This is a genomic window from Sphingobium xenophagum (genome assembly GCF_031457465.1).
Lineage (GTDB): Bacteria > Pseudomonadota > Alphaproteobacteria > Sphingomonadales > Sphingomonadaceae > Sphingobium > Sphingobium xenophagum_A.
On record NZ_JAVDWV010000009.1, the window covers coordinates 112,688 to 126,446 of the forward strand.

At 63.5% G+C, this 13,759-nt stretch carries 12 protein-coding genes; 4 read left to right on the top strand and 8 right to left on the bottom strand.

What is annotated here, in order from left to right; genetic code table 11:
- The first annotated feature begins 42 nt into the window (after window positions 1-42).
- On the top strand, window positions 43-1,701 hold the full coding sequence (locus J2W40_RS11055) for a M28 family metallopeptidase (RefSeq protein WP_310224670.1): 1,659 nt from the start codon (window positions 43-45) through the stop codon (window positions 1,699-1,701).
- 111 nt (window positions 1,702-1,812) lie between these two features.
- On the opposite strand, the gene acnA is transcribed toward J2W40_RS11055, so the two are convergent.
- Complete coding sequence (acnA, locus tag J2W40_RS11060; protein WP_310224673.1) at window positions 1,813-4,482, bottom strand: aconitate hydratase AcnA; 2,670 nt, start codon at window positions 4,480-4,482, stop codon at window positions 1,813-1,815.
- Window positions 4,483-4,779: 297 nt separating this feature from the next.
- On the opposite strand from acnA, the gene J2W40_RS11065 reads away from it, so the two are divergent.
- A complete protein-coding gene (locus J2W40_RS11065; RefSeq protein ID WP_310224675.1) occupies window positions 4,780-4,992 on the top strand; it encodes a hypothetical protein in 213 nt (70 codons plus the stop codon).
- Here J2W40_RS11065 and J2W40_RS11070 read toward each other — a convergent pair whose 3' ends face one another.
- From J2W40_RS11070 to J2W40_RS11085, 4 genes are all read right to left on the bottom strand, one after another.
- Window positions 4,993-6,747 carry a DUF885 domain-containing protein gene (locus J2W40_RS11070; protein ID WP_310224677.1) on the bottom strand — a complete coding sequence of 585 codons (1,755 nt, stop codon included), beginning with the start codon at window positions 6,745-6,747 and terminating at the stop codon, window positions 4,993-4,995.
- A 40-nt stretch (window positions 6,748-6,787) separates the two neighbouring features.
- Entirely contained in the window at window positions 6,788-6,991 is a 204-nt protein-coding gene (locus J2W40_RS11075) for a DUF5818 domain-containing protein (protein WP_310224679.1), read from the bottom strand.
- A 4-nt stretch (window positions 6,992-6,995) separates the two neighbouring features.
- Window positions 6,996-7,181 (bottom strand): DUF1328 domain-containing protein, encoded by a 186-nt coding sequence (locus tag J2W40_RS11080; RefSeq protein ID WP_310224681.1) that lies wholly within the window; start codon window positions 7,179-7,181, stop codon window positions 6,996-6,998.
- 65 nt (window positions 7,182-7,246) lie between these two features.
- Entirely contained in the window at window positions 7,247-8,245 is a 999-nt protein-coding gene (locus tag J2W40_RS11085) for a 2-hydroxyacid dehydrogenase (RefSeq protein ID WP_310224683.1), read from the bottom strand.
- 90 nt (window positions 8,246-8,335) lie between these two features.
- Between J2W40_RS11085 and J2W40_RS11090 the strand changes: the two genes are divergently transcribed.
- Together J2W40_RS11090 and J2W40_RS11095 are read left to right on the top strand one after the other, a co-directional pair.
- Window positions 8,336-8,833 carry an SH3 domain-containing protein gene (locus J2W40_RS11090; protein ID WP_310224685.1) on the top strand — a complete coding sequence of 166 codons (498 nt, stop codon included), beginning with the start codon at window positions 8,336-8,338 and terminating at the stop codon, window positions 8,831-8,833.
- Between the two features lie 101 nt (window positions 8,834-8,934).
- A complete protein-coding gene (locus J2W40_RS11095) occupies window positions 8,935-9,303 on the top strand; it encodes a hypothetical protein (RefSeq protein ID WP_310224687.1) in 369 nt (122 codons plus the stop codon).
- A gap of 37 nt (window positions 9,304-9,340) precedes the next feature.
- Here J2W40_RS11095 and J2W40_RS11100 read toward each other — a convergent pair whose 3' ends face one another.
- The 3 genes from J2W40_RS11100 to J2W40_RS11110 are packed head-to-tail and all read right to left on the bottom strand — an operon-like array spanning window position 9,341 to window position 13,664.
- Entirely contained in the window at window positions 9,341-10,750 is a 1,410-nt protein-coding gene (locus J2W40_RS11100; RefSeq protein WP_310224689.1) for an amidohydrolase family protein, read from the bottom strand.
- A complete protein-coding gene (locus J2W40_RS11105; RefSeq protein ID WP_310224690.1) occupies window positions 10,747-12,144 on the bottom strand; it encodes an amidohydrolase in 1,398 nt (465 codons plus the stop codon). The genes J2W40_RS11100 and J2W40_RS11105 overlap by 4 nt, the downstream gene beginning before the upstream one ends.
- A complete protein-coding gene (locus J2W40_RS11110) occupies window positions 12,141-13,664 on the bottom strand; it encodes a peptide MFS transporter (protein WP_310224692.1) in 1,524 nt (507 codons plus the stop codon). The genes J2W40_RS11105 and J2W40_RS11110 overlap by 4 nt, the downstream gene beginning before the upstream one ends.
- Between the last annotated feature and the right edge of the window lie 95 nt (window positions 13,665-13,759).

Consider the following 13,759-nt stretch of genomic DNA (forward strand, 5'->3'; position numbering starts at 1 on the left):
CACGCCCTTTCCCCTGCGATGGCATGGGGATAGAAGCGGGTGATGACGATACGCACCCTTGGCCTGGCTCTGGCCCTCACTGCCGCCCTTCCCGCCTCTCTCGCTGCGCAGACGACCGATCCGCAGCAATTGGCCCAATCGGTCCGCACTCTGGCATCGGACCTGTTCGAAGGTCGCGCGCCCGGCACGGTCGGGGAGGAGCGGACGATCGGCTATCTGGTCGGCCGGTTTCAGGCTTTGGGTCTGGAACCGGGTGGTCCCGATGGCCAGTGGGTGCAAAGCGTACCGTTGCTCCACACCCGCCTTGGCAAGGCGGAGAGGCTGGACATCGCGCAGGGCGGCGTCACGACGGACTGGACCGTCGATAGCCACGTCTATCTTTCCACCCTCCAGCCCAAGGACAGGGTTGCGGTGGACGCCTCGCCGTTGGTGTTCGTCGGCTATGGCGTTTCCGCGCCCGAACGCGGCTGGGATGATTATAAGGGCGTGGACCTCAAGGGGAAGGTCGCGGTCTTTCTGATCAACGATCCCGATTTCGAAGCGACCAAAGGCGAGGATGCGTTCGGCGCATTCGGCGGACGCGCCATGACCTATTATGGCCGCTGGACCTACAAGTTCGAAGAAGCCGCGCGGCGCGGCGCGATCGGGGCGCTGATCGTGCATGATACACCCAGCGCGGGCTATGGCTGGAATGTGGTGGTCAGTCCCGGTGGCGAAAATTACGATCTGGTTCGTCCGGCCGACAAGTTGACCAGCCTGGCGGTGCAGGGCTGGGTCGAGGGCGACGCCGCCAAGGCCTTGTTTGCTGGCGCACGCCTTGACCTTGCTACACTGCGCAAGCAGGCGCGCAGCAAGGCGTTCCGGCCGGTGGAACTGACCGGCGCGCGCTTCTCAGCCGCCTTTCCGGTGACGCAGGAAGTGGTGCAAAGCGCCAATGTCCTGGCGCGCATCCCCGGCACCAAGCGGCCGGACGAGACGGTGATGTATGGCGCGCATTGGGATGCCTATGGTAAGGGCGCGCCCGACGCACAGGGGCGTATCTATCGCGCCGGGGCCAATGACGATGCGCTGGGCATCGCGGGCCTGTTCGAGATTGCGCGCGCGTTCAAGGCTGGCCCTGCCCCCGATCGTTCGGTCCTGTTCGCGGCCTGGACGGCGGAGGAGCGCGGGTTGCTCGGCTCCGGACATTATGCCCAGAACCCGGTCTGGCCTCTGGACAGCACCGTCGCCAATCTGACCCTCGACATCCTCCAGACAGCCGGCAAGGCGAAAGATGTCATCCTGGTCGGCAAGGGGCAAAGCACATTAGAGGATGATCTGGCGAAAGTCGCTGCCGCCCAGGGCCGTGTCGTCACGCAAGAAAGCCTGCCCGAACGCGGCCTTTTCTATCGCGCCGACCATTTCTCCATGGCCAAGCGGGGCGTTCCCGTGCTGTTGCTGATGGGCATTGCCGGGGCGTCCGACCTCGTGGAAGGCGGCCGTGCGGCAGGGCAAGCCTGGGTCGATGCTTATACCGGCCAATGCTATCATCAGGCCTGCGACGCGATCGGCCCGGATTGGAAGCTGGATGGTGCGGCGCAGGATGTCGACCTGCTGCTGGACATCGGCCGCGACCTCGCCACATCGACCCGTTGGCCGCAATGGAAGCCGGGATCGGAATTCAAGACGGTGCGGGACAAGAGCGCAGCGGCACGGCGCTGACGCCAAACGGCGGGCAGACTTTCCGGGCGATCGGATCACCGGAGCGCAGCCAAAAAAAAGGCTTCTCCCTCGCGGGAGAAGCCCTTTTTTTCAGCCTAGCCTGTCAGCCGATCACGCGGCCAGCTTGCGCAGCACATATTGCAGGATGCCGCCGTTCAGGAAATATTCCAGCTCGTTGATCGTGTCGATCCGGCAGAGCGCGGTGAAGGTAAAGGTCGAACCGTCGGCGCGCTTGACGATGACGTCCACGTCCTGGCGCGGCTTGAGGCCCGCGACATTCTGGATGGTGAAGGTTTCGTCGCCAGTCAGGCCCAGCGTGTCCTTGCTCTCGCCATCCTTGAACTGGAGCGGCAGCACGCCCATGCCGACCAGGTTCGAGCGATGGATGCGCTCGAAGCTCTCGACGATGACCGAGCGGACGCCCAACAGGTTGGTCCCCTTGGCCGCCCAGTCGCGCGACGAGCCGGTGCCATATTCCTTGCCACCGATGACGACCAGCGGCGTGCCGTCGGCCTTATGCTTCATCGCCACGTCATAGATGGGCATGACTTCGCCTTCATAGCGGGTCATGCCGCCTTCGACGCCGTCGAGCATCTGGTTCTTGATGCGGATGTTGGCGAAGGTGCCGCGCATCATGACTTCATGATGGCCACGGCGCGCGCCATAGCTGTTGAAGTCGGCCTGGGCGACCTGATGCTCGCTCAGCCACTGGCCAGCCGGGCTGGATGCCTTGATTGAACCGGCGGGCGAGATGTGGTCGGTGGTGATCGAGTCACCGAAGATCGCCAAGGGCTTGGCTTCGATGATGTCGTTGACCGGTGCCGGGGTCATGCTCAGCCCTTCGAAATAGGGCGGGTTGGCGACATAGGTGGAGCCTGCGCGCCAGCTATAGGTGTCGGAGCCGGTCACGTCGATCGCCTGCCAGTGCTCGTCGCCCTTATAGACATTGGCGTAGCGCGCCTGGAACATCGCACGGTCCATGCAGCCTGCCATGGTCGAGGCAACCTCGGCATTGGTGGGCCAGATATCCTTGAGATAGACGTCGTTGCCAGCGGTGCTGACGCCAATCGGCGTGGTGATGAAATCTTCGATCACCGTGCCCTTGAGCGCATAGGCCACGACCAGCGGCGGGCTGGCGAGGAAGTTGGCGCGCACGTCGGGCGACACGCGGCCTTCGAAGTTGCGGTTGCCCGAAATGACGGCGGCCGCGACCAGACCGTTTTCGTTGATCGCAGCGCTGATCGCTGGCGCCAGCGGCCCGGAGTTGCCGATGCAGGTGGTGCAGCCATAGCCGACGAGGTTGAAGCCGATCGCGTCCAGATGCTCCTGAAGGCCTGCCTTGTTGAAATAGTCGGTGACGACTTGGCTGCCGGGAGCCAGCGACGTCTTGACCCAGGGCTTGGGCTTGAGGCCGAGTTCGTTCGCCTTCTTGGCGACGAGACCAGCGGCGACCATGACGCCGGGGTTCGACGTGTTGGTGCAGCTCGTGATGGCAGCAATGGTGACGTCGCCGTCACCAATGTCGAAATCCTTGCCTTCGACCGGAACGCGCTGTTGCGCCTTCTTGTAGACGTTGGCGAGGTCGGCGTTGAACACGTCATCGACTTGCGGCAGCGATACGCGATCCTGCGGGCGCTTGGGACCGGCGAGGCTGGGGACGACCGTCGACAGGTCGAGTTCCAGCGTGTCGGTGAAGACCAGATCGGCGGCGGGGTCGATCCAGAAGCCCTGCTGCTTGGCATAGGCTTCGACCAGCGCGAGATTTTCGTCGCTGCGGCCGGTCAGGCGCATATAGTCGATCGTCTTGTCGTCGATGCCGAAGAAGCCGCAGGTCGCGCCATATTCCGGGGCCATGTTCGCGAGCGTCGCGCGGTCGGCGAGGCTGAGCGACGCCAGGCCGGGGCCGAAATATTCCACGAACCGACCGACCACGCCCTTCTTGCGCAGCATTTCGGTGCAGGTCAGCACCAGGTCGGTGGCGGTCACGCCTTCATTCATCGTGCCGACCAGCTTGAAGCCGACGACTTCGGGGATGAGCATGGAGACGGGCTGACCCAGCATCGCCGCTTCCGCCTCGATCCCGCCGACGCCCCAGCCCAGCACGCCCAAGCCATTGACCATCGTGGTGTGGCTGTCGGTGCCGACGCAGGTGTCGGGATAGGCGACCATGTTGCCATCGGCATCTTCGCTCGACCAGACGGCCTGGGCGATATTTTCCAGGTTCACCTGATGGCAGATGCCAGTGCCGGGGGGCACGGCGTAGAAATTGTTGAGCGACTTGCTGCCCCATTTCAGAAAGTCATAGCGCTCCATATTGCGCTGATATTCGATTTCCACATTCTGTTCGAACGCCTTGGGCGTACCGAATTCATCGACCATGACCGAGTGGTCGATCACGAGATGGACGGGCACCTGCGGGTTGATCTTGCTGGCGTCTGCGCCGAGCGCGTTCATCGCGTCGCGCATCGCGGCCAGATCGACAACGCAAGGAACGCCGGTGAAATCCTGCAGCAGTACGCGCGCGGGGCGATACTGGATCTCGCGCTGGGCCTTGCCCCGGTCATTCTGCCAGTCGACGATCGCCTGAATGTCCTCGACCGTCACGGTGACGCCATCTTCGAAGCGGAGCAGGTTTTCGAGCAGCACCTTCATCGAGAAAGGCAGTCGCGAAACGTCTCCCAATTTCGCGGCGGCCTTTTCGAGCGAATAAAAAGCGATGTCCTTGCCGTCGACATTCAAAATGTCGCGGGTGCCGAGCGTGTCCTGTCCGATGGCGGTCATAAGTTGTGCGTCTCCTCGCAAATGCCGCGGCCATGCGGAGGCAAGATGACGCTTTCCACCCGTCTCTCGCCGACCGGCCCGATGGTCCGGGCAGCAAGGTGGAGGGATGCGCCCCAACCGTCGGCCGAAGCGGGTATGTCCCGATGTTGCAGCGCCATACAGACTGCCGCGCCCAAGTCAAATGGACAAAGCAACCGTTCCACCTTTGGAGGAGGCGCATTTTTTGCGCTTGTCTGACCAAAGCGGGAAACAACCGCCTATAATGACGTTAGTGCGAGACAATGGGGGATTTTTCACATGCACCCTTCCCAAGTCCTGCCTAGTCGCGACATGATCGCCGTCTATCGCCCCGGTGGCGCGATGCGCTGTCCCGATTGCGGACAAAGCCAATGGCTGATCGGGCGGGTGATGGCGGAATGCGCCTGTTGCGAAGCGGCCCTGCCGCTGGACCTGGGCTATCGGGCGTGGCTCGACCTCACCAACGCCCCGCCCAGATCCCTTCGCCTTTGATCAGCGGGCTTTTTCCGCCGCAATCCATCCGTCGATCTGGCTTTCCAGCACCGTCAGTGGCACCGCGCCTTGCGCCAGAACCGCGTCATGGAAGCGGCGCAGATCGAACTTTGCGCCCAGGGCCGCCTCCGCCTTCGTCCGCAATGCCCTGATCCTGATTTCGCCGAGCTTGTAGCCCAGCGCCTGACCCGGCCAACTGATATAGCGATTGACCTCCGCATCGATATTGGCGGCAGATAGCGCACTGTTATCGGCCATGAAGGCGACGGCGCGCGCCTTGTCCCAGCCCTTGGCGTGGATGCCGGTATCGACCACCAGACGGCAGGCGCGCCACATCTCGTAGGACAGACGGCCCATCATCTTTTCGGGCGTGTCGTACAGACCCATCTCTTCACCCAGATATTCGGTGTAGAGCGCCCATCCTTCGACATAGGCGGTGAAGCCCGCGAGATATTTGCGGAAAGGCGGGAGCGGCAATTCCTGTTGCAGGGCGATCTGGTTGTGATGGCCGGGCACGGCTTCATGCGCGGTGAGCGCGGGCAGTTCCCAGAAGGGGCGCTGGTCGAGCCTGGACGTGTTGACGAAATAGGTGCCCGCTATGCCGCTCTCTGGCGCGCCGGGCATATAATAGGCGGTGGTCGTGCCTTCCGCTTCGGCCTCTGGAATGGGTTTGAGGCCATAGGGCAAACGCGGCAGGGTGTTGAAATAGCGTGGCAGCAGGCCGTCGATCGCCTTGGCCTGACGCGCGGCAACCTGGAGCAGTTCTTCCGGCGTCTTGGCATAATAGCGTGGGTCGGTGCGCAGGTGCGCGATAAAGGCAGCGCGGCTGGGATAGCCAGCCTTTGCCGCCACATCGTCCATGCGGGCGCGGATGCGGGCGACTTCGGACAGACCGATGGCGTGAATCTGGTCAGGGGTCAGATCAGTGGTGGTATGCGTCCGAACGCGGCTGGCATACCAGGCTGCGCCGCCCGGCAGGGTCGAGGCGCTGTCGCTCTTGCGGCAGGCAGGCAGATAGTCCTTCACGAACAGATCATGCCATTTGCCATATTCGGGTGTGATGACATCGCGGATCAGGGTGACGGCGCGCGCCTGCATCGCGGACCAATCGGCATCGCTGATCGTGCGGGGCTTGGGGCGCGTGAACGGTTCGTAGAAGCGGGTCGTTTCCGGCTTGCCCGCCACGATACCGCTGATGGTGGCCGCATAATTGCCGAGGACAGAGCAAGGCAGAACATAGCCGCCCTCGATCGCCTGACGGGTGATGGCGAGCGCGTCGCCATTTTGTTTGGGATAGAGCGACAGGCGGGTGAGATAGCTGTCATAATCGGCGCGGTCGTAGAAAGGCAGGCCGTCGCCCATTCCTGCAAAACCCTGGTGCCAGCCATAGTAAGTGGTGAACAGCATCAGCCTTTCGGCCTGGTGCGCCTCCCCCGCTATGTCGTCTCGCAACATCCATAGCAGCACCGCGCGGTTAACGCGGTCGGCGGGGTCGAGCGTCGTTTCGCCAATCGCTTCCAGCCGGGCCACAAAGGCCTGCTCGGCCTTGATCTGGGCAGCGCGGGCGGTGAGCGACAGGTCGTAGATGCGGTCATCATAGGTGCGGACGCCACGGGCGGTCGCCTCGACGGGGTGCGTCGAGAGCCACCATGTCCAGTGGTCATCCATGACCTGCGTGAGCGTGTCACGAGGCGTTTGGGCCTGAACGAGAACGGGCGTGGCGACGGCGAGGAGAAGCAGAATGATCTTGCGCATGACACGGGATCGCGTGTCGCCGCTGCTTTGGCAAGGGGTTTCAGGCGGGCGCTACGCCATCGGCCTCGACGATATCGTCGCCCATATAAAAGCCCTGAACGCGCACCCGTTTTTCGACGAGATCGACGGGTACGCGGAGCAGGACGAGGCGGTAGGTGCCGCCGAGATCGCGCCGGAACAAGAAACCGGCGGCATCGCGCACGAGCCGCCCGGTTTCATCTATCCCTGCGCCGGTTTCTATCATCCGGTCAGTCTATCGCATCCTTGATGCCCTTACCAGCCAGCATGCCGAGGACGAGGAACAGGACGAAGACGGCAAGCGCAATGAAGAAGAGAATCTTGGCGATACCGACGAAGGTGCCAGCGGCGCCGCCGAAGCCGAGAACCGCCAGCACAGCGGCGATGACGAGCGAGATGACTGCGAGTTTCAACATGATGATCCGTCCCTTTCGATGGAAATGCTATGATTTCCGAACGGACGACGGCGCGCAGGGTTCCGTCAGACCCAGCCTTCCAGCACCTGATTGGGCGGGCGGTGGCCATCGACCCAGCTGCGGATATTGGCGATGACCCGCGCGCCGGTCGCGTCGCGGCCTTCGAAGGTGGCCGAACCCATGTGCGGCAGCAGCACGACATTGGCGAGGTCGAACAGGCGCGCATCGACCGCTGGCTCGTGGGTATAGACGTCAAGGCCTGCGCCAGCGATGCGCCCTTCGTCCAGCGCGACGATCAACGCAGCCTCGTCGGTGATTTCGGCGCGGGAGGTGTTAATGAGATAGGCGTCGGGACGCATCAGCGCGATCCGCCGCGCATCGATCAGGCCGCGACTGTCAGCGTTGAGCGGGCAGTGGATCGAGATGATGTCGCAGGCCGCCAGCAGGGCATCGACATCGCCCACCCATTCCGCCTCTAGTTCCTGTTCCACCTCGAACGGCAGGCGGTGGCGGTTGTGATAGGCGATCGACAGGCCAAAGGCGCGCGCGCGGCGGGCAACGGCACGGCCGATGCGCCCCATGCCGATAATGCCCAGCTTCTTGCCGCCGATACGGTGGCCCAGCATCCCTGAGGGACTCCAGCCACGCCACTGGCCCGACCGGACGAGCTTTTCCCCTTCCGCCAGGCGGCGGGGCACGGACAGGATCAATGCCATGGTCATGTCGGCGGTATCCTCGGTCAGGACGCCCGGCGTGTTGGTGACGATGATCCGCTTCGCCTGCGCCGCGGCCAGGTCGATATGATCGACCCCGGCCCCGAAGCTGGCGATCAATTGCAATCGTTCCGGCGCGCCGTTCAGCAAAGCGGCGTCGATCGTGTCGTTGATGGTCGGCACCAGCACGTCGCACTGCGCCATGGCGCGGGCGAGTTCGGTGCGACTCATGGGGGCGTCGCCAACATTGAAGCTGGCGTCGAACAGTTCGGCCATGCGCGCCTCCACATTGGGCGGCAGGCGGCGCGTGACGATGACGCGCGGCTTGGCAGGGCGCATTTTCTTGGCCATGGCCCTGCCGCTATGCCTGCCTGCTGCGTCGGTCAAGCGGTTATGCGGTAATGACTGTTGCGATGATGCGCGGCGGGCTAAGGGACGATCATGGGTGACATGGGAAATGGGTCGGGAATGAAGCTGTTGATGCGGGGCGCAGGCGTGGCGATGGCGCTGGCTATGGCGGCGGCGAGTATCGCCGCGCCGGGCAAGCCGATGCCCTATTGGGCGTCGATCGCGCAGGATGAGGCGCGGATGCGCGTGGGGCCGAGTCTGGATTACCCGTCCAACTGGGTCTATCGCCGCCGCGACCTGCCAGTGAAGGTCGTGCAGGTACTGGGACTGTGGCGCAAGGTGCAAGACCCGGACGGCGCGCAGGGGTGGATGCATGTGCGCCTGCTCAGCGACACGGCGACCGGCATCGTTAAGGCAGAGGTCGCGCCGTTGCGGCAATCGGCGAGCGACGGCGCGCGGACATTGTTCCGGGCGGAGCGCGGCGTGGTGGGGCGGCTGTCCGACTGTTCGGGCGGCTGGTGCAGTTTCGACGTGCGGGGGCAGCGCGGCTATGTGAAGGCCAGCGACGTCTGGGGCGCGACCGACCAATAAATGTTACCGCATTCATAACCGTTCGCAAGGTGAAATGAGGCGATGAGACCCATGGCTTGCCAATAAACCGAATAGAAAGAATAAGGACATATCGTGCGCGTATGAAAGCGCGATTTTCTATCGAGGTCGATGTTCCCCAAAGCCTTGTGCGCATGACACTGGGCGGCTTTTTCCATATCGAAGATATTGAGCGGCTGGTCGAGGCGCGCAATGCCGCCTTTCTGCAATTGCAGTGCGGTCCTCATGAACATCTGACGATGGTCGATGTTCGCGACATGGATATTCAGCCGCAGGATAGCGTGGCTGCCTTTCAGCAAGTATTGGCCGATCCCACGCGAAGATCAAAGCGCCTCGCCTTCGTCGTCGCGCGCTCGCTTGCCCGGATACAGGCCAAGCGCGCGACCGATACTCGCGAAGTCAGCTATTTCGTCAGTCCCGAAGAAGCCGAACATTGGTTGTTGAACGGGTAGCGTAGCTATGCGCCAGTCAGATCGACGGGTCCAGCGACTACCAGCTATAGGCTTTGGGTAACTCCCCTTCTTCCGGTGTCGCATAGCGGTCGCGCAATTTGGTCTGGCGGTTGTCGAGCGGTTGGGCGATGCCGTCGATCCAGACGGCAAGCGGCGCGGATGTCATTTCCAGCGGGTCGCCATCCCATAGCACGACATCCCCTGCCCGTCCGGCCTTGAGCGACCCGATGCGGTCGCCCAGGCCCATGGCTTCGGCCGGGGCGGAGCTGATGGTGCGGAGCGCCTGGCCCCAGCTCAAGCCCGTTGCGCCGGGCACTTTGTTCAACGCGACGATATTGCCCGCCTGCTGGGTGGCGAGGCGCAGTTGCAGCCCCTCGTCGCGGTCCATCAAGCCCATCGAGACGGCAACGCCCGCCTTGACCATGCGGCCGACATTGCTCTGGGTGGCAGCGAGTTTTTCGAAGCTGGAGGGGAGATCGTCAAGGCCACCCGCGATCACCGGCACCTTGGCGGCGGCGATTTGAGGGGCGACCATCCAGCCTTCGGCAGCGCCCGCCAGGATGAGTTTGAGCGCGGGGAAATCCTGTCTGAGCGCAAGGACCGCCAAAATGTCGCGTCCGCTTTCGACATGGACCATCAGCGGCATTGCGCCGGTGACGACCGGGACCAAAGCCTCGGCATCGATGCGATTGAGCAAAGCGTCCTTCGATCGGCCGTCATAGCTGGCGGGGGCTTTGGCATACTCTTGCGCCTCGCGCAGCATGGTCTTGAAGGTCAGGATCGCGGCGGGGCGGCTGCCACCGGCGTCCTTGGCCCCCTCCTCGCCCATTTCGACATATTGGAAGGCGCGCGGCTTGGTGATCGGGTTCATGTCTGCGCCGAGGTCCACGACCGCGCCTTGGCCGGCAAAAATGCCGGTGCCGGTCGAGGGGACGACGACGGCGCGGGTGATGCCCGCCGTGCGGCTGATCGCGACCGGGTTGGCCAGCGGGTTGATCGCAGGCGCGACGTCGATCGCGGCGGAGAAGGGCGAGCGCGCGCTGGCATCGTTGGTTTCGTTGACGGCCGGGACTTCGACCAGACCGACGCGGGAGAAGCCGGAGACGAGGCCGGGCGTGACCCATTTGCCAGCGGCGTCGATGGTTTTCGTGCCGGGTGGGATGGCGATGCCTGCGCCCGCTGCGGTCACCTTGCCAGCGGTGATGACGACCGTGCCGTTGCGTATGGGTTCGGAGCCGTCGCCGATGGCGAGGGTTGCGCCGGTGATGGCGAGGGATTGGGCGAGGGCCGGGGTCGAAATGGCAAACAGCAGGCCCGCTATGACCGTTCGGGCCGAGGGAAGTCGAAGCCTTCCGCTGAGCCGAGCGAAGTGGCTTCGGCTTCGCTCAGCCAAGCCCTTCGACAGGCTCAGGGCGAACGGGGGGAGAGGATGGTTCTGGTCGCTCATTTCACATCTCCCGCGCCGATCTGGCCGACTTCGAAGTCGCTGACCGGGCGCAATTTGGGGTTGGCGCTGTCGTAGAGCAGCGCGCCGTCGATCCAGACTTTGTCCGGCCGGGTGTAGGTGCTGAACGGATTGCCGTTCCACAGGACGACATCGGCCATCTTGCCGACCTTGAGGCTGCCGGTCTGTTCGCTGATGCCCATGGCGCGCGCGGGATTGATGGCGAGCCAGGTCCAGGCGATTTCATCGGAAATGTCTATGCCCATGCGGCGACCTGCGCCCAAGGCCTTGGCGGCTTCCTGGTTCAAGCGCTGGATGCCGTTGTCGTCGTCGCTATGGACGATGGTGCAGGCCCCGGCGCGATGGACGAGCGGGATATTCTCCTTGATCCCGTCATAGGCTTCCATCTTGAAGCCGTACCAGTCACCCCACAGCGCCGAGCAGACGCCATTGTCGCGCAGCAGGTCGGCGATCTTATAGGCTTCGACCGCGTGGTGGAAGGCGGTGACGCGATAGCCGAATTCCTTGCCCATATCGATGACATTGGCCATTTCATCGGCGCGGTAGCAATGATTGTGGACGAGGATTTTGCCCTCCAACACATCGGCCAGCGTCTCCATGCCGAGGTCGCGGGGCTGGTCCTTTCCGGCGGCGCGCTTCTTCTGATAGTCGCGCGCCTTGATCCAGGTGGCGCGGTTGACCGCCATATTGCCCATGCGGGTCGAGGGTTCGCGGCCCTTGCTGCCATAGACGCGCTTGGGATTTTCGCCGCACGCCATTTTGAGGCCATGGGGTGCGCCGGGGAACTTCATGCCCTGCATGGTGCGGGCGGGGACGTTCTTGAGCGTGACGCTGCGGCCGCCGAACAGGTTGGCCGAGCCGGGGAGGATTTGCAGGCTTGTGACGCCGCCATTGGCGAGCGCGCGGCTGAAACCTGCATCCTGCGGCCAGATGCTATGTTCGGCCCAGACATGGGCGGTGACGGGCGTGGTGGCCTCATTGCCGTCGGAATGGGCATCGACGCCGGGCGAGGGATAGTTGCCCAAATGGCTGTGAATGTCGATGACGCCGGGGGTGACATATTTGCCGGTGCCGTCGAACACCGCAATGTCGGCAGGGATCGGCGTGTCCGCGCCGCCGATCGCCGTGACTTTCCCGTCCGACAGGAAGATGACGCCATTGTCGATGCGGCCGCCCTCCCCGTCGAAGATCGTCGCGCCGCGAATGGCGGTGGCGGTGCCGGGATAGGCTTTGTAGGTGGACGGATAAGGGTTTTCGGGTTCGGCCGAGCTGCCTTGGCTGGCAGCCGGGGCATCCTTGTCCTTCTTCGCGCCGACGGGACCGGCCACCCCGGCCAGCAGGGCGGCGATCAGCAACGGCGTTGCGCTTTTTCTCATGGCTTATCCTCCGAAGCGATCAGGTCGAGATGCATCAGGCGTTTGATATAGGGCGAGACGAGCAGGACAAGGCCGCCCACCACAATCGAAAACCAGCCGATGCGGCTGTAGACATCCAGCACCTGGGTCACACCGCCCGCATCGCCGCTGCCGGTCGCGCGGGCGATCAAGCCTGCGATGAAATTACCCGCCGCCATGGCGAGGAACCAGGTGCCCATGACGAGGCCGACCATGCTGGGCACCGACAGGCGCGTCATCGCCGACAGGCCGACCGGCGAGAAGCAGAGTTCGGCCATGGTGTGGAACAGGTATATGAGGAAGACGAACAGGACGGGAGTGAGATTTTCCCCCGCCATGGCGGCACCCGCCACCAGCACCAGGAAGCCCGCCCCGCACAGGATCAGGCCGATGCCGAATTTCGCGGGCGAGGAAGGTTCAAGGCGGCGCTTGTCGAGGATGGTCCACAGCACCGCGAACAAGGGCGCGAGCAGGATGATGAAGACCGAATTGACCGACTGGAACATGGAAGCCGGGACTTCCCAGCCGAAGAGGACGCGATCGACATTGCGGTCGGTGAAGATGTTGAGCGACGATCCGGTCTGTTCGAACAGGCCCCAGAAGAGCGGGTTGAGCGCGATCAGGAACAGCGCGGCGAACATCCGGTCGCGGTCGACCTTGCCGAGCGTCTTCATCGTGCGCCAGACGATGTAGAGGACGGTCAGCGCAGCAAAGCCGAGCAGCGCATAGCCCAGCAATTCGGCATAGCGGATCACCAGCCAGATGGCGACGACGCCAAGCGCTGCGCCGAGATAAATGATCCATTCCTGGCTAAGCCCCGCCGCGACGGGCGCGCGCAACTGGGCGGGTGCCGGAGGCTCGCCCTTGCCCAGCAGCCAGGGCTTGAGCCAGACGAACATGACAAGGCCAAGCAGCATGCCGACGCCCGCTGCGCCGAAGCCCCAGCTCCAGCCGTACAATTCGCCGAGCAGGCCGCAAATGATCGGCCCCATCATCCCGCCGACATTGATGCCCATGTAGAAGATGGAGAAGGCCGGATCGCGGCGGGCATCGTCGCGGGGGTAGAGTTCGCCCACCAGCACCGAGATATTGGCCTTGAGGAAGCCGGTGCCGACGATGATGCTGGCAAGGGCGAGGTAGAAGCCGTTGAGGAAGAAGCCATCCTGCCCCCCCGGCCCTTCGGTGATGGCGATCAGGAAATGGCCGATGGCGATGAAGACGCCGCCCACCAGCACCGCCTTGCGTGGTCCCAGGAACCGGTCGGCCAGATAGCCGCCGATAACGGGGGTGATGTAGACCAGCGAGGTATAGGCGCCGTAGAGCAGATAGGCGCGATCTTCGCCGAAGAGGAAATGTTTGGTGAGGTAGAAAATCAAAATGGCGCGCATGCCATAATAGGAAAAACGCTCCCACATTTCGGCGAAAAATAGCAGGAACAGGCCGCGCGGATGGCCGAGCCAGGTCTTGCCCGCTGCCTCCACGCCAGGAATCGAGGTCGCCATCGGGAACCCTTGTCATATGGTTTGACCGGCCCGCCGAACGGAGGCCGAATGATGGCCAGAGAGTAGAGCCAAATTCGCATCTGTCAAAAACACAG

Coding starts and splice junctions, on each gene's coding strand:
- J2W40_RS11055 (WP_310224670.1), top strand. CDS start 43: ATGACGATACGCACCCTTGGCCTGGCTCTGGCCCTCACTGCCGCCCTT.
- acnA (WP_310224673.1), bottom strand. CDS start 4,482: ATGACCGCCATCGGACAGGACACGCTCGGCACCCGCGACATTTTGAAT.
- J2W40_RS11065 (WP_310224675.1), top strand. CDS start 4,780: ATGCACCCTTCCCAAGTCCTGCCTAGTCGCGACATGATCGCCGTCTAT.
- J2W40_RS11070 (WP_310224677.1), bottom strand. CDS start 6,747: ATGCGCAAGATCATTCTGCTTCTCCTCGCCGTCGCCACGCCCGTTCTC.
- J2W40_RS11075 (WP_310224679.1), bottom strand. CDS start 6,991: ATGATAGAAACCGGCGCAGGGATAGATGAAACCGGGCGGCTCGTGCGC.
- J2W40_RS11080 (WP_310224681.1), bottom strand. CDS start 7,181: ATGTTGAAACTCGCAGTCATCTCGCTCGTCATCGCCGCTGTGCTGGCG.
- J2W40_RS11085 (WP_310224683.1), bottom strand. CDS start 8,245: ATGGCCAAGAAAATGCGCCCTGCCAAGCCGCGCGTCATCGTCACGCGC.
- J2W40_RS11090 (WP_310224685.1), top strand. CDS start 8,336: ATGGGTGACATGGGAAATGGGTCGGGAATGAAGCTGTTGATGCGGGGC.
- J2W40_RS11095 (WP_310224687.1), top strand. CDS start 8,935: ATGAAAGCGCGATTTTCTATCGAGGTCGATGTTCCCCAAAGCCTTGTG.
- J2W40_RS11100 (WP_310224689.1), bottom strand. CDS start 10,750: ATGAGCGACCAGAACCATCCTCTCCCCCCGTTCGCCCTGAGCCTGTCG.
- J2W40_RS11105 (WP_310224690.1), bottom strand. CDS start 12,144: ATGAGAAAAAGCGCAACGCCGTTGCTGATCGCCGCCCTGCTGGCCGGG.
- J2W40_RS11110 (WP_310224692.1), bottom strand. CDS start 13,664: ATGGCGACCTCGATTCCTGGCGTGGAGGCAGCGGGCAAGACCTGGCTC.